Raw genomic sequence first — 22,240 nt, 5'->3', positions numbered from 1 at the left:
GTTAGTGTTCTCTGGTATTAAAGGGTCCTGGCGGGACGGGATCGTCTCCACCCGGATGTAAAGGGTGGCATTTTAATACGCGTTTCACTGTCAACCAACTGCCTTTTATCACTCCAAACCTGCGCAATGCCTCAATTCCATAGTGAGAACAGGTTGGGGTGAAACGGCAACGCGGCCCGAGTAGCGGACTAATCAGGATTTGATAGACCCGGATAAGGCCTATCAGGAGCCGTGAGCCAGGCGACAATGGCGGCGCCATAATTTTTCCAACGCTTCCGAGAGAGCACGGTTATCGAGATCGGCAACCCCCTTTTTCGCTACCACCACGAAATCCATTGCTGGAAGCTCGTGCTGACGCAAACGAAAACTTTCACGCGTCAGACGTTTAATCCGATTGCGCTCGTGAGCTCGTTTAACATTTTTTTTAGCGACGGTAAGACCGATACGGGGATGCCCCAGCGAATTCAGGCGGCCGAGGATGGTGATTTGCGGCGTGCCAGCCCGTTGTGGCTGCTGGAAGACGAAGGTGAAATGATTGGGAGTTAACAAACGTAACTCCCTGGGAAAAGCGAGCTTAACCACTCAGGGGTTAGCTTTTATTACTTGGAAACGGTCAGACGTGCGCGGCCTTTAGCGCGACGACGAGCCAGAACCTGGCGACCATTTTTAGTAGCCATACGAGCACGGAAGCCGTGAGAACGGTTGCGCTTCAGTACGGACGGTTGAAAAGTGCGTTTCATGGCGATTTCTACCTAAACTTGAATGAATTCACTGACTTTTGCGTATGCCCGTAAGGCTAAGCGAACGACTAACGCTTCAGTGTGGGTGATTTAAGAGGCCGGATTGTAATAATTGTACACTCCGGAGTCAATTCTCTTTCCTTATAACGCGTCTATTTTTGCACATTTTAGGGTGAAAAACAGTCAGCGTCCGACGGTTGAAAATGAGCTTAACGCGCCGGGGGGAGGATTATACGACCCAAACAGGAAATCGCAAGGATCGTCCAGGATCTTCGTTAGATCGATTAAGCCCCATTTCGGGATTACTCATTAAATTTTCCAATATGCGGTGTAAATCGTCCCGCACCCTATCCGGGATCGTTTACACTTAGCCGATTCCCGATTGCCCTGTGGATAAATCGTGAAGAATCTGTGAGAAACACAAGATCTCTGAAGCAGTTTAGGCTATGATCCGCGGTCCCGATCGCGATCCAGGGATCAGCGCCGGGCATTACACTATCCTTCTTCGTCGCGCAAAGAGCCGCCTGCAACATGGCAGCCGGAAGGATGAAGTGTAAAACCGCAGATAGCGGTTCGCACGTCACCCCTGCTGGGTCTTATCGACGTGTGTCAACAATCATTAATGTTTCTGTCTTTTATTTATCGATTTTGTTCGAGTGGAGTCCGCCGTGTCACTTTCGCTTTGGCAGCAGTGTCTTGCCCGATTGCAGGATGAGTTACCAGCCACAGAATTCAGCATGTGGATCCGCCCTTTGCAGGCGGAACTGAGCGATAACACGCTGGCTTTGTATGCGCCAAACCGTTTTGTACTCGATTGGGTCAGAGACAAATACCTCAATAATATTAACGGGCTGCTGAACGATTTCTGCGGCACGGATGTGCCGCAACTGCGTTTTGAAGTCGGGACAAAACCCGTTACGCAACTGCACCGGGAGCCTGCTCATGTAGCCGCTCCGGTACAAACGCCTCACGTGCAACAACCGCAGCGTGTTGCCCCGGCAGCGCGTTCTGGTTGGGATAATGTGCCGGCACCAGCGGAGCCCACCTACCGTTCTAACGTTAACCTCAAACATACTTTTGATAACTTCGTCGAAGGTAAATCTAACCAGCTGGCGCGTGCGGCGGCCCGTCAGGTGGCAGACAACCCGGGCGGCGCGTATAACCCGCTTTTCCTCTATGGGGGAACGGGCTTAGGTAAAACCCACCTTTTACATGCGGTAGGTAATGGCATTATGGCGCGTAAGCCCAATGCCAAAGTGGTTTATATGCACTCTGAACGTTTTGTACAGGATATGGTTAAAGCCTTACAAAACAACGCGATCGAAGAGTTTAAACGCTATTATCGCTCAGTGGATGCGCTGCTTATCGATGATATTCAGTTCTTTGCTAATAAAGAGCGCTCGCAGGAAGAGTTTTTTCACACCTTTAACGCTCTGCTTGAGGGCAATCAGCAGATCATACTGACGTCGGATCGTTATCCCAAAGAGATCAACGGGGTTGAAGATCGTCTGAAATCCCGTTTTGGTTGGGGACTGACGGTAGCGATCGAGCCGCCTGAACTGGAAACCCGCGTGGCGATCCTGATGAAAAAAGCGGACGAGAATGACATCCGTCTGCCAGGCGAGGTGGCGTTCTTTATTGCCAAGCGTCTACGCTCTAACGTGCGTGAACTCGAAGGTGCGCTGAACCGTGTGATTGCTAATGCCAACTTTACAGGACGCGCAATAACGATAGATTTCGTGCGCGAGGCGCTGCGCGATCTGCTGGCATTACAAGAAAAGCTGGTCACCATCGACAATATTCAAAAGACGGTGGCGGAGTATTACAAAATTAAAGTGGCGGACCTGCTGTCTAAACGCCGCTCCCGTTCGGTGGCTCGCCCGCGTCAGATGGCGATGGCGCTGGCGAAGGAACTGACCAATCACAGCCTGCCGGAGATTGGCGATGCGTTTGGCGGTCGGGACCACACTACCGTGCTCCATGCCTGCCGTAAAATTGAGCAGTTGCGTGAAGAGAGCCACGATATCAAAGAAGATTTTTCCAACTTAATCAGAACATTGTCTTCCTGATGCGATGAAAGTGACGCTATGAAATTTACCGTTGAACGTGAACATCTTTTAAAGCCGCTGCAACAGGTCAGTGGCCCGCTGGGCGGCCGTCCGACGCTGCCTATCCTCGGTAATCTGCTGTTGCAGGTGGCAGACGGTATCCTGTCGTTGACCGGCACCGATCTCGAAATGGAAATGGTTGCCCGCGTCAGCCTACAGGCGGCGCATGAGCCTGGTGCGACAACCGTACCGGCACGTAAGTTTTTTGACATCTGCCGTGGTCTGCCGGAAGGGGCGGAAATCGCCGTGCAGCTTGAGGGTGAACGTATGCTGGTCCGTTCCGGACGCAGCCGTTTCTCGCTTTCCACCCTGCCAGCCGCTGACTTTCCGAATCTGGATGACTGGCAGAGCGAAGTGGAATTCACCCTCCCTCAGGCCACGATGAAGCGTCTGATCGAAGCGACGCAGTTCTCGATGGCCCATCAGGATGTGCGTTACTACTTAAACGGTATGCTGTTCGAAACTGAAGGTGAAGAGCTGCGCACCGTCGCGACCGACGGTCACCGTCTGGCGGTCTGTTCTATGCCAATTGGCGTCAGCCTGCCCAACCATTCAGTGATTGTGCCGCGTAAAGGCGTCATCGAACTGATGCGAATGCTCGACGGCGGGGAGAATCCGCTCCGGGTGCAGATTGGCAGCAACAACATCCGCGCGCACGTCGGTGATTTTATCTTTACCTCGAAGCTCGTTGACGGTCGTTTCCCCGATTATCGCCGCGTATTGCCGAAGAACCCGGATAAACATCTTGATGCCGGCTGCGATATTCTCAAGCAGGCTTTCGCCCGCGCGGCGATTCTCTCTAACGAGAAGTTCCGCGGTGTGCGCCTTTATGTCAGTGAAAATCAATTAAAAATCACGGCGAATAACCCTGAGCAGGAAGAGGCAGAAGAGATCCTTGATGTCACTTACGCGGGCAGTGAGATGGAAATTGGTTTTAACGTCAGCTACGTGCTTGATGTGCTTAATGCGTTGAAATGCGAGAATGTGCGCATTCTGCTGACGGATTCGGTGTCGAGCGTGCAGATTGAAGATGCGGCATCGCAAAGCGCGGCCTATGTTGTCATGCCCATGAGACTGTAGTATCTGAAACGGGGCTGGTTTACTTGCCATTTCGCCTCCCGGCAGTGCTCGAAATGCTCACGTACTTCGTGTACGCTCCGCTTTCGGCGCGCTGGCGGTAGACGAACTGGCTGCGACACTCACGCCCCCTGGACGATGCTCTGAAATATGTCGCTTACCCGATTACTCATCAAAGACTTCCGCAATATCGAAAATGCGGATCTCGCCTTGTCTCCTGGCTTTAATTTCCTGGTAGGTGCCAACGGCAGCGGCAAAACCAGCGTGCTGGAAGCCATCTACACGCTCGGTCATGGCCGGGCATTTCGCAGCTTGCAGATTGGTCGTGTGATCCGCCACGAACAGGAATCCTTCGTATTGCACGGGCGATTGCTGGGTGAAGAGCGAGAAACCGCCATTGGTCTCACTAAAGATAAGCTTGGTGACAGCACGGTGCGCATTGATGGCACCGACGGTCACAAGGTGGCAGAGCTGGCGCTGTTGATGCCGATGCAGCTCATCACGCCCGAGGGCTTTACGTTACTTAACGGTGGCCCTAAATACCGGAGAGCCTTCCTTGACTGGGGCTGCTTTCACAACGAGCCCGGATTCTTTACCGCGTGGAGCAATCTCAAAAGGTTGCTCAAACAGCGTAATGCCGCGCTGCGTCAGGTGGGGCATTACGGGCAATTGCGCCCCTGGGACAAAGAACTCATCCCGCTGGCCGAGCAAATCAGTAGCTGGCGTGCCCTGTACAGTGCCGCCATCGCGGCTGATATGGCGGACACCTGCAAACAATTTTTACCGGAATTCAACCTGACCTTCTCTTTTCAGCGCGGCTGGGAAAAGGAGACCGATTACGCCGAAGTGCTCGAAAGGGGCTTTGAGCGCGATCGTATGCTGACTTATACCGCACACGGCCCGCATAAAGCGGATTTCCGCATTCGTGCAGACGGTGCGCCGGTAGAAGATACGCTTTCCCGTGGGCAGTTAAAACTGCTGATGTGTGCTCTGCGACTGGCGCAGGGCGAGTTTTTAACCCGTGAAAGCGGAAGACGGTGCTTATACCTGATAGATGATTTTGCCTCCGAACTTGATGATGAGAAGCGCGGACTGCTTGCCAGCCGCTTAAAAGCTTCGCAATCACAGGTTTTTGTCAGTGCCATAAGCGCTGAACACGTTATGGACATGTCGGACAAAAATTCGAAGATGTTCACCGTGGAAAAGGGTAAAATAACGGATTAACCCAAGATAAAATGAGCGAGAAACGTTGATGTCGAATTCTTATGACTCCTCCAGTATCAAAGTCCTGAAAGGGCTGGATGCGGTACGTAAGCGCCCGGGCATGTATATCGGCGATACGGATGACGGCACCGGTCTGCACCACATGGTATTTGAGGTTGTGGATAACGCTATCGACGAAGCGCTCGCAGGTTACTGTAAAGACATCGTTGTCACTATCCATAGCGATAACTCGGTTTCTGTACAGGATGATGGTCGTGGGATCCCGACCGGTATTCACCCGGAAGAGGGTGTCTCTGCCGCGGAAGTCATCATGACCGTACTGCACGCGGGCGGTAAATTCGATGACAACTCCTATAAAGTTTCTGGTGGTCTGCACGGCGTCGGCGTTTCAGTGGTTAACGCCCTGTCGCAGAAACTGGAGCTGGTTATCCAGCGCGATAATAAAGTGCATCGCCAGATTTACGCGCACGGCGTTCCGGAAGCGCCGCTGGCAGTCACCGGTGAAACCGAAAAAACCGGTACTATGGTGCGTTTCTGGCCGAGCTACGAAACCTTTACCAACGTTATTGAATTCGAATACGAGATTCTGGCAAAACGCCTGCGTGAGCTCTCCTTCCTGAACTCCGGCGTATCTATTCGCCTGCGTGACAAACGCGACGGCAAAGAAGATCACTTCCACTATGAAGGCGGCATCAAGGCATTTGTTGAATATCTCAACAAAAATAAAACCCCGATCCACCCGAATATCTTCTATTTCTCTACCGAAAAAGACGGTATCGGCGTCGAAGTGGCGTTGCAGTGGAACGACGGTTTCCAGGAAAACATCTACTGCTTTACCAACAACATTCCTCAGCGTGACGGCGGTACGCACCTGGCGGGCTTCCGCGCAGCGATGACCCGTACCCTGAACGCCTACATGGATAAAGAAGGCTACAGCAAAAAAGCCAAAGTCAGCGCCACCGGTGACGATGCCCGTGAAGGCCTGATTGCCGTTGTCTCGGTTAAAGTGCCGGACCCGAAATTCTCCTCCCAGACCAAAGATAAGCTGGTCTCCTCTGAGGTGAAATCGGCGGTTGAACAGCAGATGAACGAACTGCTGAACGAATACCTGCTGGAAAACCCCTCTGACGCCAAAATCGTGGTGGGTAAAATTATCGACGCAGCGCGCGCCCGTGAAGCGGCACGTCGCGCCCGTGAAATGACCCGCCGTAAAGGCGCGCTGGACCTGGCAGGCCTGCCGGGCAAACTGGCGGATTGCCAGGAGCGTGACCCGGCACACTCTGAACTCTACCTGGTGGAAGGGGACTCTGCGGGCGGCTCTGCAAAACAGGGGCGTAACCGTAAAAACCAGGCCATTCTGCCGCTGAAAGGTAAAATCCTGAACGTTGAAAAGGCGCGCTTTGACAAAATGCTCGCCTCGCAGGAAGTCGCTACGCTTATCACCGCTTTAGGCTGTGGCATCGGCCGCGATGAGTACAACCCGGACAAACTGCGTTACCACAGCATCATCATCATGACCGATGCGGACGTCGATGGTTCGCACATCCGTACGCTGCTGCTGACCTTCTTCTATCGTCAGATGCCGGAAATCGTTGAGCGTGGCCATGTTTATATTGCTCAGCCGCCGCTGTACAAAGTGAAGAAAGGCAAGCAGGAGCAGTACATCAAAGATGATGAAGCGATGGACCAGTACCAGATTTCCATTGCGCTGGACGGTGCGACTCTGCACGCCAACGCCAGTGCGCCGGCTCTCGCCGGTGAGCCGCTGGAGCGTCTGGTTTCCGAATACAACGCCGCGCAGAAGATGATTGGTCGTATGGAACGTCGCTTCCCGCGTAGCCTGCTGAAAGAGCTGGTCTACCAGCCGACGCTGAGTGAGAGCGATCTGGGTAATGAACAGACCGTAACACGCTGGGTCAATGCGCTGGTCACTGAGCTTAATGAGAGTGAGCAGCACGGTAGCCTGTGGAAATTCGACATCCGTGAAAACGCTGAACAGCAGCAGTTTGAGCCGATTATCCGTGTCCGTACCCACGGTGTGGACACTGATTACCCGCTGGATCATGAGTTTGTGACCGGTGCGGAGTATCGTCGTCTCTGTACGCTGGGCGAGAAGCTGCGTGGTCTGATCGAGGAAGATGCGTACATTGAGCGTGGCGAGCGCAAACAACCGGTTGCCAGCTTCGAGCAGGCGCTGGACTGGCTGGTGAAAGAGTCCCGTCGTGGCCTCTCGATTCAGCGTTATAAAGGCCTGGGTGAGATGAACCCGGATCAGCTGTGGGAAACCACTATGGATCCGGACAGCCGCCGTATGCTGCGCGTCACGGTTAAAGATGCAATTGCGGCAGACCAGCTGTTTACCACCCTGATGGGCGATGCCGTCGAACCACGTCGTGCCTTTATCGAAGAGAACGCCCTGAAAGCGGCGAATATCGATATTTAATCGGTCATCGTCTGCATTAAAGCCTGGTGGCATCCTGCCTCCGGGCTTTTTTTTGCCCGCAAAAGAGGAATCTTTCGCTACGATCCCGGCCCCTTTTCCCCCGACTCTTTTGCTGTTTTTTGAGCTAAATCGCGTTAGCATGAGTCTGGAATCATTTACTCCGGGGATCTCATGGCTATCAAACTTATCGCAATTGATATGGACGGAACATTGTTGTTACCGGACCATACCATCTCTCCTGCTGTTAAAAATGCTATTGCGGCCGCACGTGAACGTGGCGTCAAAGTTGTCCTGACCACCGGGCGTCCTTACGCCGGTGTGCATGCTTACGTCAAACAGCTGCATATGGAGCGTGACGGGGATTATTGCATCACCTACAACGGCGCGCTGGTACAAAATGCCAGTGACGGTAGCACGGTGACGCAAACTGCGCTGAGTTATGACGACTATCTGTATCTGGAAAAACTGTCCCGCGAGGTCGGTTCTCACTTTCATGCGCTTGACCGCAACACGCTCTACACCGCTAACCGCGACATCAGCTTCTACACGGTGCATGAATCCTTTGTCGCGACCATCCCGCTGGTGTTCTGCGAGCCGGAAAATATGGACCCGAACACCCAGTTCCTGAAAGTGATGATGATTGACGAACCAGAGATTCTGGATAAAGCCATTGCCCGTATTCCGGCGGAAGTGAAAGAGAAATATACCGTGCTGAAAAGCGCGCCCTATTTCCTCGAAATACTCGATAAGCGCGTGAATAAAGGCACCGGCGTGAAATCACTGGCCGATGTGCTGGGTATCAAGCCGGAAGAGGTCATGACCATTGGCGACCAGGAAAACGACATCGCTATGATCGAATACGCTGGCATGGGTGTTGCGATGGATAACGCTATTCCGTCTGTCAAAGAGGTGGCTGACTTTGTCACCAAATCTAATCTGGAAGATGGCGTGGCTTACGTCATTGAGAAGTTTGTACTGAACTCCCCCGTCTGACTAAAAGCTTGACGCCGGCAGAACTTGAGTACATCCGCGAAGGCGGTGGTCTGATTGACGGTGATGCGCCGGTGAAAAAAGAGGCGCGCCAGCCGTTAACCCGAGCGGACTGGAAGCGGATTTTCCACCGCAAGCTGGTGGGGCTCTCTCCTCTATCCTGTTGGCCGGGGATGTAAAACGGGTAGGTTAATCCCTCTGCCTTGCGATACCCTGATGCAAAACATGGCATCAGGGTTATCCAACACATGAAACAGATCACCACAGCTCCCCGTCATCATCAACTTACCAACATTCATACCTGGACACCGGACAGCCAGTGGCTGGTGTTTGATGTGCGTCCGTCCGGCGCCTCCTTTACCGGAAAAACCATTGAGCGCGTCAATATTCATACTGGCGAGCTTGAGGTTATCTATCAGGCACCTGAAGGCGCGCATGTCGGCGTGGTGACCGTTCATCCCCATGACGAGAAATATGTGTTTATCCACGGCCCGGAAAACCCGGATGCCGACTGGCACTATGACTTTCACCACCGCCGGGGCGTCATTACCACCCAAGGCAACACCGCGAATCTGGATGCGATGGATATCACCGCCCCCTATACTCCAGGGGCATTGCGCGGCGGCAGCCATGTGCATGTGTTTAGCCCCAACGGTGAAAAGGTCAGCTTTACCTATAACGATCATGTGATGCATGAATGGGATGCCCGCTGCGACCTGCGCAATGTGGGGGTGGCGGTGCCGTATGGCCCGGTGGTGCCTGGTGGTATGCATCCGCGTGAATATGCAGGCAGCCACTGGTGCGTGCTGGTCAGTCGTACAACCGTTAACCCCATGCCGGGCAGCGATGAGATTAACCGGGCTTACGAAGAGGGATGGGTGGGTAACGGCAGGATTGCGTTTATTGGCGATACCCTGTCAGAAAAAGGCGAGAAAGTGCCGGAGCTGTTTATTGTGACGTTGCCTGAGAGTGCGTCCGGCTGGAAACAGGCGGACGATGCACCACTGGAGGGGACGGCAACCACCCTGCCAGCGCCGCCGAAAGGCGTTATTCAGCAGCGACTGACGTTCACCCATCGGCGCACATGGCCTGGGCTGGTTAACGTTCCGCGACACTGGGTGCGCAGCAATCCGCAGGCGACACACATTGCTTTTCTGATGCGAGACGACGCGGGCGTTGTGCAACTCTGGCTGATATCCGCCGAGGGCGGTGAGCCACAACAGCTGACCCAATTAACCACTGGCATTCAGTCCGCGTTCAATTGGCATCCAACAGGTAAGGCGCTGGGTTTTATTGTTGAAAACCGTATTGCGCTCTGCGATGCCCAGAGTGGTGAAATCACCTTTTTGACTTCCGATCACGCAAATCCCCCCTCCGCCGACGCGGTCGTGTTCTCGCCTGACGGGAAACGCATCGCCTGGATGGAAGAGGTGGAGGGTTTCCGTCAACTCTGGGTAACGGAAACGGGTCTGTAAATCAGGGCGCGGGCATTGGTGCTGGCGGAATGACGTTATTCGTCGCCAGGCTGTCATGCTCGCTTTTTTCAACGCGTGATTTTATGGAGCTGTCGGTGCGGTACATGTCCCACGGCAGCAGAAGGGTATCCATTACCGCCGTGAAGGGCATATCCAGAACCACCAGGGATTTCATGCCGATATGGGTGTCATCATCTGAGAGCATCGTCGAACTTGCTTTCATTCCAGGGTAAACACCCTCTTTACCACCGGTGTGCGACATGACACTGGAGCATCCGCTGACACTCACCAATCCGCTAAGTAACGTTGAAACTATCAGAATTTTTTTCATCATAAGTTAATCATAGTTATGTGCAGTATGAGGACTGCTTCAGGCATTGTAGCTACCCTGCAGAGAAAAACAGACTTCGGGGCTCGCTCTGTGGCGGCCATCGCAATTTGGCATTTTGTGCTGTGATTCCAGTCTATGCAAAGCGTGCGAAACTGCAAAAAAAAGTCAGAATTTGACCCTTGAAAAATCGATCCTCAACCCTACTTTAAGAGTGTAGCCGGAGACACGCCGCAAGGGTGTTGCGCTACAGCAGCCTGTCCATTATGGAAGGCAATTGATTATCTCGCTGATTTCAGGAGCTTTTATTTATGCGTAACTTCGACCTTTCCCCGCTTTATCGTTCTGCTATTGGTTTCGACCGTCTGTTCAATCTGCTGGAAAATAATCAGAGCCAAAGTAACGGCGGCTACCCCCCGTACAACGTTGAACTGGTTGACGAAAACAACTATCGCATCGCGATTGCGGTTGCCGGTTTCGCAGAAAGCGAACTGGAAATCACTGCTCAGGACAATCTGCTTATCGTTAAAGGCGCACATGCCGCCGAGCAGAAAGAGCGCACTTATCTGTACCAGGGCATTGCCGAGCGCAACTTTGAGCGCAAATTCCAGCTCGCCGAAAACATCCATGTAAAAGGCGCGAACCTGGTCAATGGCCTGCTGTATGTAGATCTTGAGCGGGTTATTCCTGAAGCGAACAAACCGCGCCGTATCGAAATCAACTAAGCGACAGAATCTTCGTAAATTACTTTGCTCGCCGTCAGGGAGCAGATGCGAGCCGCAAGGCTTGCAGGACCTTACTCGCTTCTCAGAAGGAGAAACAGACTATGCGTAACTATGATTTATCCCCATTACTGCGTCAGTGGATCGGCTTTGACAAACTGGCGAACGCCCTGCAAAACACCGCTGAGCAACAATCATTCCCGCCTTACAACATTGAAAAAGGCGATGATAATCACTATCGCATTACCCTGGCGCTGGCCGGCTTTAGCCAGCAGGATCTGGATATCCAGCTTGAAGGTACGCGTCTGGTGATTAAAGGGACGCCCGAAAAACCGGCGAACGAGCCAAAATGGTTGCATCAGGGGCTGGTGATTCAGCCTTTCACCCTGAGCTTTACGTTGGCCGAACATATGGAAGTTTCCGGGGCGACCTTTAACAACGGCTTGCTACATATCGACCTGACCCGTAACGTACCGGAAGCCATTGCCCCGCAGCGTATCGCCATCAGTGAGCGTCCTGCGTTAAATAGCTAGTCATAGCAGAACTTATCCTCTTAAGCCCCGCCTCGCGGGGCTTTTTTGTGCGCCATAGCCCATACATCCCGCGGCAGCTCTGAGAGAATCCCTTGTGTTTACAATGTTATTCACAGGGAATTCTTATGAGTGATATAGCGTTAACTGTAAGCGTACTGGCTCTGGTCGCGGTAGTGGGATTATGGATAGGCAATATCAAAATTCGTGGCGTGGGGTTCGGGATAGGCGGTGTCCTGTTTGGCGGGATTATCGTCGGCCACTTTGTTGACCAGGCGGGCGTGACGCTCAGTAGTCCGATGCTGCACTTCATTCAGGAGTTCGGCCTCATCCTCTTTGTCTACACCATTGGTATTCAGGTGGGGCCGGGCTTTTTTGCTTCGCTGCGCGTCTCGGGGCTGCGCCTGAACCTGTTCGCCATCCTGATTGTTATCCTCGGTGGGCTGGTAACCGCCATCCTGCATAAACTCTTTAACATCCCGCTACCGGTGATCCTCGGCATCTTCTCCGGTGCCGTGACCAATACGCCGGCGCTGGGTGCCGGGCAGCAAATCCTTCACGACCTCGGGACGCCGACCACTATCCTCGATCAGATGGGGATGAGCTACGCGATGGCCTACCCCTTTGGTATTTGTGGGATTTTACTCACCATGTGGCTATTGCGCGTGGGCTTTCGGGTCAACGTAGAGCGCGAAGCCGAACAGCACGATGCTGGCACCAGCAACGGTAACGCCCTGATCAAAACCATCAACATTCGCGTCGAAAACCCGAATCTGAATAACATGGCGATTCAGGACGTGCCCATGCTCAACAGCGACAAGATTATCTGTTCGCGCCTGAAACGGAATGAAACGCTGATGGTGCCTTCTCCCGGCACGCTCATTCAGTTAGGTGACTTGTTGCATCTGGTGGGATTACCGAAAGACCTGCACAGCGCGCAGCTGGTGATGGGCCAGGAAGTGGAAACCTCACTTTCAACACGCGGTACGGATTTGCGCGTCGAACGCATTGTGGTCACTAATGAAAAGGTGCTCGGCAAACGCATTCGCGATCTGCACGTTAAAGAGCGTTACGATGTGGTGATCTCCCGCCTTAACCGCGCCGGGGTAGAGCTGGTGGCGAGCAGTGACGCCAGTCTGCAGTTTGGCGATATTCTCAATCTGGTGGGACGGCAGGCGGCCATCGACGCGGTTGCGTCCGAGCTCGGCAACGCGCAGCACAAGCTTCAGCAGGTACAAATGCTACCCGTATTTATCGGCATTGGCCTTGGCGTTTTGCTGGGGTCGATTCCGCTCTTTGTCCCGGGGTTCCCGGTGGCGCTGAAGCTCGGCCTGGCGGGGGGGCCGCTTATCATGGCGCTGATCCTTGGGCGTATTGGCAGCATCGGCAAGCTTTACTGGTTTATGCCGCCGAGCGCAAACCTCGCGCTACGGGAGCTCGGTATTGTGCTCTTTCTGGCGGTCGTGGGGCTGAAGTCAGGCGGTGGTTTTATCGCCACGCTCACTCACGGCGACGGCGTGAACTGGATGTGCTATGGCATCTTTATCACCGCCATCCCGCTATTAACCGTCGGTATACTGGCGCGCCTGCTGGGTAAAATGAACTATCTCACGCTGTGCGGCATGCTGGCCGGATCGATGACCGATCCGCCAGCTCTGGCATTCGCGAACGGCTTACATGCCACCAGCGGCGCTGCCGCACTCTCCTACGCTACCGTCTACCCGCTGGTCATGTTTCTGCGCATTATCACGCCGCAACTGCTGGCGGTACTGTTCTGGGGAATGGGTTAGCTACATCAGAAGGGAGAAGTTCCTGTGAAAAAGGCGATGATGGCGAGGATGAGGAGAATCGTAAAAACCACACCGATGCCGAACAACAGGGCATGAAACGCAAGGGTGCCGCCGCCGAAACAGAGGGCGCCATAGATCCCCCAGCGATTCTCTTTGCGAATGCCTGCAATAAACGCGCAAAGCAGCGCCATAACGGCCATAACGAGACCCGTATTATCTACTATCTTGTCAATATCCGCAGGCTTATTCACGACGGTGTAGGTCTGCGGCTCTTCGCCTTTTAACCCGGCAACAATCCCTTTTTTCACGGCTGTGATTTTTTCAGCAATGACTTTTTCTACGGTGGGGACGGGGCTGGAAAAAGGACCCATCGAAGAGTGGATAAGGCCCATCAATAATGCAATGACACCCAAAAACAGGCCAAGTGAACCAAACTTATTCTGTATGACCATTACGCAAAACTCCATGTCGCTGTTTGTTTCTGTTCTGATAGTAGCACCAGGAAGAGCAAGTGCGGCAAAACCGTTATCCCTCACCTTTGGCCAGGTACTGCGCCATCTCTGCCTGCGGCACCATGCCGCCACCGGTCGCCCAGACCAGGTGTGTGGCCTTCGCCATCTGTTCTGTCGTTAAGCCTTGCAATTGATGATATTCATCGCTGGCACTTACATGCAGCGGCCCCGGCATTCCGGCAAGCGCCGACGGCTCAAGCAGAATTCCCTCTTCCTGCGCCAGTAACGCGAGCAGATTGTACATCGTCTGATCATCGAGCGTATAAATGCCGTCCAGCAGCCGCTCCATTGCACGGCCAACAAAGCCCGATGCCCGACCAACCGCGAGGCCGTCCGCTGCGGTAAGGTTATCAATACCAATATCCTGAACAGCGATGTTATCGTGCAGACCGGTGTAAATCCCGAGCAGCATACAGGGCGAATGAGTCGGTTCGGCGAAGAAGCAATGTACATGGTCGCCAAAGGCCAGTTTCAGGCCAAAGGCGACGCCGCCGGGGCCACCACCGACCCCGCACGGCAGGTAAACAAACAGCGGATGAGACGCATCCACCATGCGGCCCTGCTGTTCAAATTGCGCTTTCAGACGCTGCCCGGCAACGGCATAACCGAGAAACAGGGTGCGGGAATTCTCATCATCAATGAAAAAGCAGTTGGGGTCGGACTCCGCCGCTTTACGTCCCTGCTCAACCGCTACGCCGTAATCCTCTTCGTACTCCACCACCGTCACGCCGTGGCTGCGTAGTTTGGCCTTTTTCCATGCGCGGGCGTCAGCGGACATGTGCACCGTCACCTTAAAGCCAATACAGGCGCTCATGATGCCAATCGACAGCCCCAGGTTGCCGGTTGAACCAACGGCAATGCTGTACTGACTAAAGAACCGTTTGAATTCAGGAGAGAGCAGCACGCTGTAGTCCGCTTCTGTGCTGAGCAGTCCTGCTTCAAGCGCCAGCTTTTCTGCGTGAGCCAGTACCTCATAAATGCCACCACGCGCTTTAATCGAGCCGGAAATGGGCAGGTGGCTGTCTTTTTTCAGCAGCATCTCCCCGCTGACAGGTTTCCCGTACTCCTTTTCCAGCCGCTTCTGCATTCGTGGAATGGCGATTACCTCGGATTCAATAATCCCACCGGTGGCCGCCGTTTCCGGGAACGCCTTCGCCAGATAAGGGGCGAAACGGTCCAGTCTGGCGTGGGCCGCGTTAACGTCCTGCTCCGTCAGCCCTACGTAAGGCAGGCCCTGTGCAAGAGAGGTGGTGCCAGGATTAAACCAGAGGATTTCCTGTAATCGTTGCAAAGAGGAAACCAGCGGGAAACGGGCGATGAGGCGTTCAATATCGTCGTGATTCATGGTGTCTGCCAGGCGAAAGTGAAAACCCTACCTTCGGCGATTTTTACCCGGAATGCCACTGTTAACAACAGGGGGTGACTGATATCCTCACCGATGACCATCGGGCAGTGAATTTTTACGCTTTCATGCTGCACCTCTGGCTTAAAAGCATGTTAAATACATCTCATCACCACTGATTTTGGCAAGGTCAATCGTGTTTAAACCTCTGTTAACTGTTGCTCTGCTCCTGTCCGGGCTTTCTGCGTTTGCTGCCGATACGCTGCCTGCGGCGGCGCGTTATGCCCGTGAGTTGGGGGTGGGCCTGGATGTGGACTGGGCGCGGACCGATCGCGGCATTCGGGAGTTCGACCCGCTGGTGGCCCGTGACTTCTATGCAGAAGGGATCCGTCATGTCCGCATTCGCGTCGCGGATACCCTGACCGAAGCACGATTAATCCATTTACGTAAGCTGGTTGAAGCCTGTGAGCAAAATGGCCTGATCCCCATCATTTCCTATCAGGCGGACGCTTTCAAAGCGGACCCCAGTGTAAAAAACGAAGCCCAGCTGGTGGCATGGTGGAAGACGGTTGCTACCTGGTTTGGTAACGAACATCCACAGTTGGGGTTTGACCTGATTTATGACCCGGCGGATAAACTTAACCGTGATCAGGCGGTCCTCGGCCGGGCGTATGAAAACATCATCAGAACCGTGCATGAGATAAACCCGCAGCGGATGATTTTTATTGCCCCACGCCTGCGTGCCGCACCGGAGGAGCTTAATACCCTGAAACTGCCGCCGCACAGCCAGAACTATCTGTTGGCTGAATGGCATATTTTTCCCTGGGGGCCGCAGAAGAATAACGGAAAATACCCGTGGACCTCGGGCACAGCGGCAGAGAAAGCGGCTATCCGCCAGCGTATTAATACCGCGGTTCGCTGGCAGCAAAAAACGGGGCATGCCAGCTGGGTGGGCGGCTGGTCGGTGGGTGAGACCATTAAAAATGCCCCCGCTGAATCGCAAATCGCCTTCGCAACCTTTATGGCCTGTGAACTCAACAGAGCGCATATTCCCTATGCAATCAACGCTGATACCCAGTTTTATGACGGTGAAGAGGGGGACTGGCGCCCTACTACGGAGCCGTTATTAAAGCTGATGATCGCCCCGACGTGTGAAGCGCCCGACGTTAAGCCGGGCCATCGCAACACTAAACTGTCTGCTCATGCTGCCCCTGGCGCATCGCCAGCGGCAGCCAGCTCAGCAGAATCAGCAGCCCCGCGAGCGTCATCAGCATCCCGAGACTAAACTGGCTGGTCTGCGGCAATTTTGCCGAGAGCCATGCCAGCCCGCCGGAGCCCATATTTTGCAGCCCGCCGACCAGCGCACCAGCGGTGCCTGCGAGGAACGGGAAAGGCTCCATTGCGCCGCTGGTAGCAAGGGGGAAAAGCATGCCCGCGCCAAAGAAAAAGAGTGCGGCGGGCAGCAATAATGTCCAGAGGTTCATTATCCCCAGCCAGCCGGGTATCCACATCATCACGCCTGCCAGCAGGCAACTGCCGACGGCCTGCCACATCAGCGTTGAGAAGCGCTTGTTTTGCCGACCAGCAAACCAGGCGCCAAAAAAGGCAGCGGGAATGGGCAGAATAAACAACACACTGACAGCCATACTGGACAGCCCCAGCACCGAGCCCATCAACACCCCGGAGCAGGCTTCAAACACTGCAATACCTGCCAGGCCACCAATCAGCATCAGCAGATAACCGCTGAACATGCCGTTGCCGAGCAAGGTTTTATAGCGCGCTATGATGCTCATGTTCAGGGTGCCAGTAGGGCGGGTTTCCGGCATCCAGCGCGCCATGCTCCAGGTAATACCCGCGCAGAGAAGGAGTAAAAAGAGGTAACAGGCACGCCAGTTCCACACCGTAGTCAGCAGGCCGCCGATCAGCGGAGCCAGCAGCGGACTGACCAGAATCCCCATATTTAACAGGCTGTTGGCGTGGCGTAGCTCAGTGCCGGAATAGAGGTCGCGTGGCAGTGTACGTGCCATGACACCACCCACGCCGGTGCCCATTCCCTGAAAGGCGCTGGCGATGATGAGCACCGTCAGGCTTTGGGTGAAGAGGGCCACGAGCGTAGCCAGCATAAAAATGCTCATGCCAAACAGAATGGCCGGACGGCGTCCCGCGCGATCGGCCAGCGGGCCATAAAACAGTTGTGACACGCCGTAGGTGAGCAGATAGGCGGCCATTACGCTTTGCATCGCGCCTTCACGCACGTTCAGATCCTGCGCCATGCCAGCAATGGCCGGGATATAAATGGTTTGCGTCATCTGCCCGACTGCCACCAGCAGTACCAGCATCAGAAGCAAACTGACATTACGTTCTCTTTTCATTCGTCGATTACATGGTAAAAAGTAGATGTTAAAGGAGAGACTGCTGCCATAACCGTGAAATTCGAGAGGAATCTACCACGGTAATGTGACAAGACAAGACGGGCGGCAATAAAGCGGCATACGAAACAGGCAGGTTTTGTAAACGATTTTCGGCAAGATTTATTGCCAGTCTGCTATCAGGACAGACGCAGCAGTATCGCACCCAGCGCAATGCCGCAGGCTGCAACTATTCGCAGGGCGGAGACCTTCTCTTTAAGCAGCACGAAGGCAATGAATGCCCCAAACAGGATTGAGGTTTCGCGCAGCGCAGCCACCACCGCCAGCGGAGCCTGAGTCATTGCCCACAATGCCAGCCCGTAGGAGCCCATTGTACCAATACCCCCCGGCACGCCCATCTTCCAGTGCGTCAACAGGTAGCGTGATACCGCCTGGCGGCGCGTTGTCATTGCCCAGAGCAGCAGACAAAATCCGTTCAGGAAAAACGTCCAGAGGGTATAGCCCAGCGCAGTACCCGAGAGGCGGAACCCGGTGCCGTCGACCAGCGTATACCCGGCAATAAAGCAGGCATTGAGCAGTGCCAGCCAGATGCCCTGCCGCGATCGATGACGACCGTTGCAGGCCATACCGAGAATTGAGAGGCAGATGACCGCAATGCCCGACCAGGCCTGAAGCGAAAGGGAGTCGCCGAGAAAAATCACACTCACCATCGCCACCAGCAGCGGTGCTGTACCGCGCATGAGCGGATAGGTCTGGCTCATGTCAGAGACCTGATAAGTCCGGGCGACGAGTACTGTGTACACCACCTGTAACACGCAGGACACTGCCAGGTAGGGTACGCTGGCGAACGCCGGCTGGGGGGCGAAAGGGAGCATCACGAGCGCTATTACGGCGGCGGAGCCGCTCACGCTGATGGCGGCGTAGAGCTTATCACTGCCCGCTTTAACGATGGCATTCCAGCTGGCGTGAAGCAGTGCAGCGAACAGTAAGATGCAAAAAACCGTGAGGGTCATAGGGAAAGATTCGCGTTGAACGTCATAAAAATGTAACACGAATGTCTCTGACCGCCAGGCTTTCCTGTAACACCACCGACAGGGGAGGTTATTAAAGGGGGGCAGTTTCCTGCCCCCCTTCGGTGCGACTTGAACCTGAATTACTGCAGGAACTTCAGGACGGCATCAAGCAGTTGCAACAACGCAACAATGAGTTTCAGGATAAGAACAGTCATATCCATGTTGCTCATACGCTTCTCCTTTTGGCAAAAGGAGCACGACCGGCTGACGTACCTTTCCGCTGCCTGTTACCAGCCGTTTTGTTGGCGTAACACAGTGTGCTCTCAAGGGGTTAAGGCACTGACGGCACCACCCGTTTCAGCCAGGACTTGATATGCGCCGGTATCAACGCGGCCCCTTATTCACACTGTGAAAAGCAATATCAGTATAAATAATCACTGTATATATTTACAGTTATTTCTGGACGAAATTTCTATCCTGTCACATACTCAGACTGCCTGAATTGCGCGCTGAAATTGCGTACAAGATGAATTAATCGTATAGTTTCACTGTTGACGTAACACAGTGTGCTTTGCGGTTACCACCCGCGAAAACCTGGCTAAAAACCTCGCTCCGGCGGGGTTTTTTGTTTTCATGAACTGACAGATGAAATGTGACCGGTAGCCCACTTTCTTTGCGGGCCATAAAAACCGGTTGTTCAAAAGGGTTTCCTGTGGTTGTATAAATCCTGTTAATCATTCAGACACGAGTTCCTAAATGAACGCTTCCACTATGACGATGAACCTACTAAAAACCGCGCACAACGCCGCGGTGGTCGTCGTGCGTGTGGTGGTGGTCGTCGGCAACGCGCCGTAGGGACTGGAACAACACACGATTCCAAAACCCCGCCGGCGCAAACCGGGCGGGGTTTTCTGTTTTAACCAGCCCGGAAAGTCGGCCCAGAAGAAAAGGACTGGAGCATGGCAAGTTCGGGCACAACTTCTACAACACGCTTTACCGGCGCGCAGCTGATCGTTCATTTACTGGAACGTCAGGGGATCACTACGGTCACCGGCATTCCCGGCGGCACGGTTCTCCCTTTATACGATGCGTTAAGCCAGAGCACGCAAATCCGCCACGTTCTGGCGCGTCATGAGCAAGGCGCCGGGTTTATCGCGCAGGGCATGGCCCGTACTCAGGGCAAACCGGGCGTCTGTATCGCCTGTAGCGGACCGGGTGCCACCAACCTGGTAACCGCCATTGCTGATGCGCGCCTGGACTCCATCCCCCTGATTTGCATTACAGGCCAGGTGCCGGCCTCGATGATTGGCACCGATGCATTCCAGGAAGTCGACACTTACGGTATCTCTATCCCCATCACAAAACACAACTACCTGGTCCGCGACATCAGCGAGCTGCCGCAGGTGGTAAGCGATGCTTTCCGTATCGCACAGTCCGGCCGTCCTGGCCCGGTGTGGATAGATATTCCTAAAGATGTTCAGACTGCCACTATCGAACTGAGCGAGCTGCCTGAACCTGGCGAGAAAGCACCCGCCCCGGAATTCGAACCGCAGCGCGTACAAGAGGCGGCGGCGATGATCAACGCGGCAAAACGCCCGGTGCTCTACCTGGGTGGGGGCGTCATCAATTCACCCGAAGCGGTGCGGGCCCTTGCAGAAAAAGCGAATCTGCCGACCACCATGACCTTAATGGCGCTGGGCGTGCTGCCAAAAGCACACTCGCTGTCGCTGGGGATGCTGGGGATGCACGGCGCACGTAGTACCAACTTTATTCTGCAAGAGTCTGATTTGCTGATTGTTATGGGCGCACGTTTTGATGACCGGGCGATTGGCAAAACCGAACAGTTCTGCCCTAACGCCAAAATCATTCACGTGGACATCGACCGCGCCGAGTTCGGCAAAATCAAACAGCCGCATATCGCCATTCAGGGGGATGTCGGTGAAGTGGTTGCGCAGTTACTGCCGCAGATTGAAGCCCAGCCGCGTGACGACTGGCGCAATACCGTCAGCCAGTTGCAGCAGGAGTTCCCGTCTGCCATTCCGCAGGCGGGCGATCCGCTCAGCCACTATGGGCTGATCAACGCTGTTGCCGCCTGTGTTGACGACAGCGCCATTATTTCTACCGACGTCGGTCAGCACCAGATGTGGACCGCGCAGGCCTATCCGCTGAACCGCCCACGCCAGTGGCTGACCTCCGGCGGCCTGGGCACCATGGGCTTTGGTCTGCCCGCGGCTATTGGCGCGGCGCTGGCTAACCCGGACCGTAAAGTGATCTGCTTCTCCGGGGACGGCAGCCTGATGATGAACATTCAGGAGATGGCGACCGCCGCCGAGAACAATCTGGATGTGAAAATCATCCTGATGAACAACGAAGCGCTGGGGCTGGTGCATCAGCAGCAGAGTCTGTTCTATAAGCAGGGCGTCTTTGCGGCGACCTATCCGGGGATGATCAACTTTATGCAGATTGCCGCCGGTTTTGGCCTGCACAGCTGTGATCTGAACGCCGAGGCCGACCCGCATGCGGCGTTGCAGGCTATCATTTCGCGCCCCGGCCCGGCGCTCATCCATGTGCGCATCGACGCGCATGAAAAAGTGTATCCGATGGTGCCGCCGGGTGCGGCAAATACTGAAATGGTGGGGGAATAAGCCATGCAACAGACAAATTCTGACAACGTCATTCTTGAACTCACCGTGCGTAACCATCCGGGTGTCATGACCCACGTGTGCGGCCTGTTTGCCCGTCGCGCTTTCAACGTCGAAGGTATTCTCTGTTTACCGATTAAAGAGAGTGAACAGAGCCGAATCTGGCTGCTGGTGAATGACGACCAGCGCTTACAGCAGATGATCAGTCAGATTGAAAAGCTGGAAGATGTGGTTCAGGTGGTACGCAATCAGTCTTCGCCGGGCATGTTCAATAAACTGGCGGTCTTCTTCGAATAAAGTACCGACTTCACCTCCCTGGCCCGGTCTGACCGGGCCTTTTTATGAGCGCACCCGTTCACCTCACTCCTCTGCCCGATTTTCATTCAACGATAAAATCCCTGACCTGCGGTTAAGGCTGTCCTTTTTGCCTGATTTACTTTTATGATGTCCCGTAAAAGTTCACAGGAGTTTTCATGATTTGGTTGACGCTTGCGACCCTGATTGTTGTTTTTATTATTGGATTCAGAGTGTTAACCTCTGAGCCGCGCAGGGCAATCCGCCGCCTGAGTGAACGGCTTTCCATCACGCCCGTGCCGGTAGAAACCATGATCGACCAGATGGGCAAAACGCCAGGCAGCGAGTTCATTCGTTACCTGGCGCGCCCGGACGAAGCCCATCTGCAAAATGCCGCTCAGGTACTCTTCATCTGGGAGGTATTTATCGTCGATGGCAGCGAACGCCACCTTCAGTACTGGCATCGTTTATTGCAAAAAGCCCGCCTGGCCGCCCCGATTACGGATGCGCAAATCCGACTTGCGCTGGGTTTTCTGCGTGAACTTGATCCTGATACATCAGAGCTCAACGCTTTTCAGATGCGCTATAACACCCTGTTTGTCACCGAAGAAGGGGTTCACTGGCTGCACTGATCTCTTTTG

The 22,240-nt window shown here is 54.3% G+C and carries 24 protein-coding genes, 2 pseudogenes and 1 other annotated feature; of the genes and pseudogenes, 15 read left to right on the top strand and 11 right to left on the bottom strand.

Features of this window, described 5'->3' with window-relative positions; translation table 11 throughout:
- Nucleotide 1: 1 nt before the first annotated feature.
- The 4 genes from yidD to KXR87_RS15220 form a co-directional block, all read right to left on the bottom strand.
- The gene (gene yidD / locus KXR87_RS15235; RefSeq protein WP_437433072.1) at nucleotides 2-259 is read right to left on the bottom strand and encodes a membrane protein insertion efficiency factor YidD; all 258 of its coding nucleotides are present in this window, start codon (nucleotides 257-259) and stop codon (nucleotides 2-4) included.
- The gene (rnpA, locus tag KXR87_RS15230; RefSeq protein ID WP_088221260.1) at nucleotides 223-582 is read right to left on the bottom strand and encodes a ribonuclease P protein component; all 360 of its coding nucleotides are present in this window, start codon (nucleotides 580-582) and stop codon (nucleotides 223-225) included. The genes yidD and rnpA overlap by 37 nt, the downstream gene beginning before the upstream one ends.
- A 17-nt stretch (nucleotides 583-599) precedes the next feature.
- Nucleotides 600-740 (bottom strand): 50S ribosomal protein L34, encoded by a 141-nt coding sequence (rpmH, locus tag KXR87_RS15225; protein WP_000831330.1) that lies wholly within the window; start codon nucleotides 738-740, stop codon nucleotides 600-602.
- Between the two features lie 229 nt (nucleotides 741-969).
- Nucleotides 970-1,035, bottom strand: coding sequence for a hypothetical protein (locus KXR87_RS15220; RefSeq protein WP_437433112.1), 66 nt, complete (start codon nucleotides 1,033-1,035; stop codon nucleotides 970-972).
- A gap of 373 nt (nucleotides 1,036-1,408) precedes the next feature.
- On the opposite strand from KXR87_RS15220, the gene dnaA reads away from it, so the two are divergent.
- The 7 genes and pseudogenes from dnaA to KXR87_RS15185 all read left to right on the top strand — a co-directional run bounded on the left by dnaA (nucleotide 1,409) and on the right by KXR87_RS15185 (nucleotide 10,057).
- A complete protein-coding gene (dnaA, locus tag KXR87_RS15215; RefSeq protein WP_437433071.1) occupies nucleotides 1,409-2,809 on the top strand; it encodes a chromosomal replication initiator protein DnaA in 1,401 nt (466 codons plus the stop codon).
- An 18-nt stretch (nucleotides 2,810-2,827) separates the two neighbouring features.
- On the top strand, nucleotides 2,828-3,928 hold the full coding sequence (dnaN, locus tag KXR87_RS15210; RefSeq protein ID WP_437433070.1) for a DNA polymerase III subunit beta: 1,101 nt from the start codon (nucleotides 2,828-2,830) through the stop codon (nucleotides 3,926-3,928).
- Nucleotides 3,929-4,075: 147 nt separating this feature from the next.
- On the top strand, nucleotides 4,076-5,149 hold the full coding sequence (recF, locus tag KXR87_RS15205) for a DNA replication/repair protein RecF (RefSeq protein ID WP_437433069.1): 1,074 nt from the start codon (nucleotides 4,076-4,078) through the stop codon (nucleotides 5,147-5,149).
- Between the two features lie 28 nt (nucleotides 5,150-5,177).
- Nucleotides 5,178-7,592: a DNA topoisomerase (ATP-hydrolyzing) subunit B gene (gene gyrB, locus KXR87_RS15200; protein WP_437433068.1), complete on the top strand. Its 2,415-nt coding sequence runs from the start codon at nucleotides 5,178-5,180 to the stop codon at nucleotides 7,590-7,592.
- Nucleotides 7,593-7,763: 171 nt separating this feature from the next.
- A complete protein-coding gene (gene yidA / locus KXR87_RS15195) occupies nucleotides 7,764-8,585 on the top strand; it encodes a sugar-phosphatase (RefSeq protein WP_437433067.1) in 822 nt (273 codons plus the stop codon).
- A pseudogene (locus tag KXR87_RS15190) lies at nucleotides 8,576-8,731 on the top strand (MFS transporter); the annotation flags it as partial. The gene yidA and the pseudogene KXR87_RS15190, both read left to right, overlap by 10 nt.
- Before the next feature lie 99 nt (nucleotides 8,732-8,830).
- Nucleotides 8,831-10,057 carry a DUF3748 domain-containing protein gene (locus KXR87_RS15185; RefSeq protein ID WP_437433066.1) on the top strand — a complete coding sequence of 409 codons (1,227 nt, stop codon included), beginning with the start codon at nucleotides 8,831-8,833 and terminating at the stop codon, nucleotides 10,055-10,057.
- Nucleotide 10,058: 1 nt separating this feature from the next.
- Here the strand turns inward: KXR87_RS15185 and KXR87_RS15180 are convergent, their stop codons facing one another.
- Nucleotides 10,059-10,391, bottom strand: coding sequence for a YceK/YidQ family lipoprotein (locus KXR87_RS15180; RefSeq protein WP_437433065.1), 333 nt, complete (start codon nucleotides 10,389-10,391; stop codon nucleotides 10,059-10,061).
- A gap of 236 nt (nucleotides 10,392-10,627) precedes the next feature.
- Nucleotides 10,628-10,703 (top strand) — a sequence feature (ROSE (Repression Of Heat Shock gene Expression) occurs in the 5'-region of heat shock genes and acts as an RNA thermometer to modulate expression.).
- Between KXR87_RS15180 and ibpA the strand changes: the two genes are divergently transcribed.
- The 3 genes from ibpA to KXR87_RS15165 all read left to right on the top strand — a co-directional run bounded on the left by ibpA (nucleotide 10,697) and on the right by KXR87_RS15165 (nucleotide 13,427).
- Nucleotides 10,697-11,110 carry a small heat shock chaperone IbpA gene (gene ibpA / locus KXR87_RS15175; RefSeq protein ID WP_437433064.1) on the top strand — a complete coding sequence of 138 codons (414 nt, stop codon included), beginning with the start codon at nucleotides 10,697-10,699 and terminating at the stop codon, nucleotides 11,108-11,110. It overlaps the preceding feature by 7 nt.
- A 101-nt stretch (nucleotides 11,111-11,211) precedes the next feature.
- Nucleotides 11,212-11,640 (top strand): small heat shock chaperone IbpB, encoded by a 429-nt coding sequence (ibpB, locus tag KXR87_RS15170; RefSeq protein ID WP_437433063.1) that lies wholly within the window; start codon nucleotides 11,212-11,214, stop codon nucleotides 11,638-11,640.
- A gap of 125 nt (nucleotides 11,641-11,765) precedes the next feature.
- The gene (locus KXR87_RS15165) at nucleotides 11,766-13,427 is read left to right on the top strand and encodes a putative transporter (RefSeq protein ID WP_437433062.1); all 1,662 of its coding nucleotides are present in this window, start codon (nucleotides 11,766-11,768) and stop codon (nucleotides 13,425-13,427) included.
- Nucleotides 13,428-13,432: 5 nt separating this feature from the next.
- On the opposite strand, the gene KXR87_RS15160 is transcribed toward KXR87_RS15165, so the two are convergent.
- Nucleotides 13,433-13,879 carry a hypothetical protein gene (locus KXR87_RS15160; protein WP_437433111.1) on the bottom strand — a complete coding sequence of 149 codons (447 nt, stop codon included), beginning with the start codon at nucleotides 13,877-13,879 and terminating at the stop codon, nucleotides 13,433-13,435.
- A 73-nt stretch (nucleotides 13,880-13,952) separates the two neighbouring features.
- Nucleotides 13,953-15,284: a D-serine ammonia-lyase gene (gene dsdA, locus KXR87_RS15155; RefSeq protein WP_437433061.1), complete on the bottom strand. Its 1,332-nt coding sequence runs from the start codon at nucleotides 15,282-15,284 to the stop codon at nucleotides 13,953-13,955.
- A 193-nt stretch (nucleotides 15,285-15,477) separates the two neighbouring features.
- On the opposite strand from dsdA, the gene KXR87_RS15150 reads away from it, so the two are divergent.
- Nucleotides 15,478-16,566, top strand: a complete 1,089-nt coding sequence (locus KXR87_RS15150; protein ID WP_437433060.1) for a cellulase family glycosylhydrolase — start codon at nucleotides 15,478-15,480, stop codon at nucleotides 16,564-16,566.
- Here the strand turns inward: KXR87_RS15150 and emrD are convergent.
- The 4 genes and pseudogenes from emrD to KXR87_RS15130 form a co-directional block, all read right to left on the bottom strand.
- Nucleotides 16,469-17,653: a multidrug efflux MFS transporter EmrD gene (gene emrD, locus KXR87_RS15145; protein ID WP_437433059.1), complete on the bottom strand. Its 1,185-nt coding sequence runs from the start codon at nucleotides 17,651-17,653 to the stop codon at nucleotides 16,469-16,471. The two genes, KXR87_RS15150 and emrD, sit on opposite strands and share 98 nt — an antisense overlap.
- A gap of 176 nt (nucleotides 17,654-17,829) precedes the next feature.
- Nucleotides 17,830-18,663: an EamA family transporter gene (locus tag KXR87_RS15140; RefSeq protein ID WP_437433058.1), complete on the bottom strand. Its 834-nt coding sequence runs from the start codon at nucleotides 18,661-18,663 to the stop codon at nucleotides 17,830-17,832.
- A 140-nt stretch (nucleotides 18,664-18,803) separates the two neighbouring features.
- Nucleotides 18,804-18,893: a type I toxin-antitoxin system toxin TisB gene (tisB, locus tag KXR87_RS15135; RefSeq protein ID WP_437433057.1), complete on the bottom strand. Its 90-nt coding sequence runs from the start codon at nucleotides 18,891-18,893 to the stop codon at nucleotides 18,804-18,806.
- Nucleotides 18,890-18,961: pseudogene (locus KXR87_RS15130) on the bottom strand (hypothetical protein); the annotation flags it as partial. The pseudogene KXR87_RS15130 and the gene tisB, both read right to left, overlap by 4 nt.
- Nucleotides 18,962-19,419: 458 nt before the next feature.
- Here KXR87_RS15130 and ivbL point away from each other — a divergent pair.
- The 4 genes from ivbL to KXR87_RS15110 all read left to right on the top strand — a co-directional run bounded on the left by ivbL (nucleotide 19,420) and on the right by KXR87_RS15110 (nucleotide 22,231).
- Complete coding sequence (gene ivbL, locus KXR87_RS15125; protein ID WP_103281084.1) at nucleotides 19,420-19,518, top strand: ilvB operon leader peptide IvbL; 99 nt, start codon at nucleotides 19,420-19,422, stop codon at nucleotides 19,516-19,518.
- A 104-nt stretch (nucleotides 19,519-19,622) separates the two neighbouring features.
- The gene (gene ilvB, locus KXR87_RS15120) at nucleotides 19,623-21,308 is read left to right on the top strand and encodes an acetolactate synthase large subunit (RefSeq protein ID WP_437433056.1); all 1,686 of its coding nucleotides are present in this window, start codon (nucleotides 19,623-19,625) and stop codon (nucleotides 21,306-21,308) included.
- A gap of 3 nt (nucleotides 21,309-21,311) precedes the next feature.
- Complete coding sequence (ilvN, locus tag KXR87_RS15115; RefSeq protein WP_437433055.1) at nucleotides 21,312-21,602, top strand: acetolactate synthase small subunit; 291 nt, start codon at nucleotides 21,312-21,314, stop codon at nucleotides 21,600-21,602.
- 176 nt (nucleotides 21,603-21,778) lie between these two features.
- Nucleotides 21,779-22,231 (top strand): DUF1198 domain-containing protein, encoded by a 453-nt coding sequence (locus KXR87_RS15110; protein WP_437433054.1) that lies wholly within the window; start codon nucleotides 21,779-21,781, stop codon nucleotides 22,229-22,231.
- Nucleotides 22,232-22,240 lie beyond the last annotated feature (9 nt).

The organism is Yokenella regensburgei, assembly GCF_051486985.1.
GTDB lineage: Bacteria > Pseudomonadota > Gammaproteobacteria > Enterobacterales > Enterobacteriaceae > CBFFRJ01.
This window is presented reverse-complemented; position numbering and strand designations above follow the sequence as displayed.

What these genes read in the sequence shown, in the direction of transcription:
- KXR87_RS15140 (WP_437433058.1), bottom strand. Translation starts at nt 18,663, where the DNA reads ATGACCCTCACGGTTTTTTGCATCTTACTGTTCGCTGCACTGCTTCAC.
- yidA (WP_437433067.1), top strand. Translation starts at nt 7,764, where the DNA reads ATGGCTATCAAACTTATCGCAATTGATATGGACGGAACATTGTTGTTA.
- tisB (WP_437433057.1), bottom strand. Translation starts at nt 18,893, where the DNA reads ATGAGCAACATGGATATGACTGTTCTTATCCTGAAACTCATTGTTGCG.
- ilvB (WP_437433056.1), top strand. Translation starts at nt 19,623, where the DNA reads ATGGCAAGTTCGGGCACAACTTCTACAACACGCTTTACCGGCGCGCAG.
- dnaN (WP_437433070.1), top strand. Translation starts at nt 2,828, where the DNA reads ATGAAATTTACCGTTGAACGTGAACATCTTTTAAAGCCGCTGCAACAG.
- KXR87_RS15180 (WP_437433065.1), bottom strand. Translation starts at nt 10,391, where the DNA reads ATGATGAAAAAAATTCTGATAGTTTCAACGTTACTTAGCGGATTGGTG.
- ibpB (WP_437433063.1), top strand. Translation starts at nt 11,212, where the DNA reads ATGCGTAACTATGATTTATCCCCATTACTGCGTCAGTGGATCGGCTTT.
- rpmH (WP_000831330.1), bottom strand. Translation starts at nt 740, where the DNA reads ATGAAACGCACTTTTCAACCGTCCGTACTGAAGCGCAACCGTTCTCAC.
- KXR87_RS15185 (WP_437433066.1), top strand. Translation starts at nt 8,831, where the DNA reads ATGAAACAGATCACCACAGCTCCCCGTCATCATCAACTTACCAACATT.
- recF (WP_437433069.1), top strand. Translation starts at nt 4,076, where the DNA reads ATGTCGCTTACCCGATTACTCATCAAAGACTTCCGCAATATCGAAAAT.
- ivbL (WP_103281084.1), top strand. Translation starts at nt 19,420, where the DNA reads ATGAACGCTTCCACTATGACGATGAACCTACTAAAAACCGCGCACAAC.
- ibpA (WP_437433064.1), top strand. Translation starts at nt 10,697, where the DNA reads ATGCGTAACTTCGACCTTTCCCCGCTTTATCGTTCTGCTATTGGTTTC.
- KXR87_RS15165 (WP_437433062.1), top strand. Translation starts at nt 11,766, where the DNA reads ATGAGTGATATAGCGTTAACTGTAAGCGTACTGGCTCTGGTCGCGGTA.
- yidD (WP_437433072.1), bottom strand. Translation starts at nt 259, where the DNA reads ATGGCGCCGCCATTGTCGCCTGGCTCACGGCTCCTGATAGGCCTTATC.
- KXR87_RS15110 (WP_437433054.1), top strand. Translation starts at nt 21,779, where the DNA reads ATGATTTGGTTGACGCTTGCGACCCTGATTGTTGTTTTTATTATTGGA.
- KXR87_RS15160 (WP_437433111.1), bottom strand. Translation starts at nt 13,879, where the DNA reads ATGGTCATACAGAATAAGTTTGGTTCACTTGGCCTGTTTTTGGGTGTC.
- emrD (WP_437433059.1), bottom strand. Translation starts at nt 17,653, where the DNA reads ATGAAAAGAGAACGTAATGTCAGTTTGCTTCTGATGCTGGTACTGCTG.
- dsdA (WP_437433061.1), bottom strand. Translation starts at nt 15,284, where the DNA reads ATGAATCACGACGATATTGAACGCCTCATCGCCCGTTTCCCGCTGGTT.
- ilvN (WP_437433055.1), top strand. Translation starts at nt 21,312, where the DNA reads ATGCAACAGACAAATTCTGACAACGTCATTCTTGAACTCACCGTGCGT.
- gyrB (WP_437433068.1), top strand. Translation starts at nt 5,178, where the DNA reads ATGTCGAATTCTTATGACTCCTCCAGTATCAAAGTCCTGAAAGGGCTG.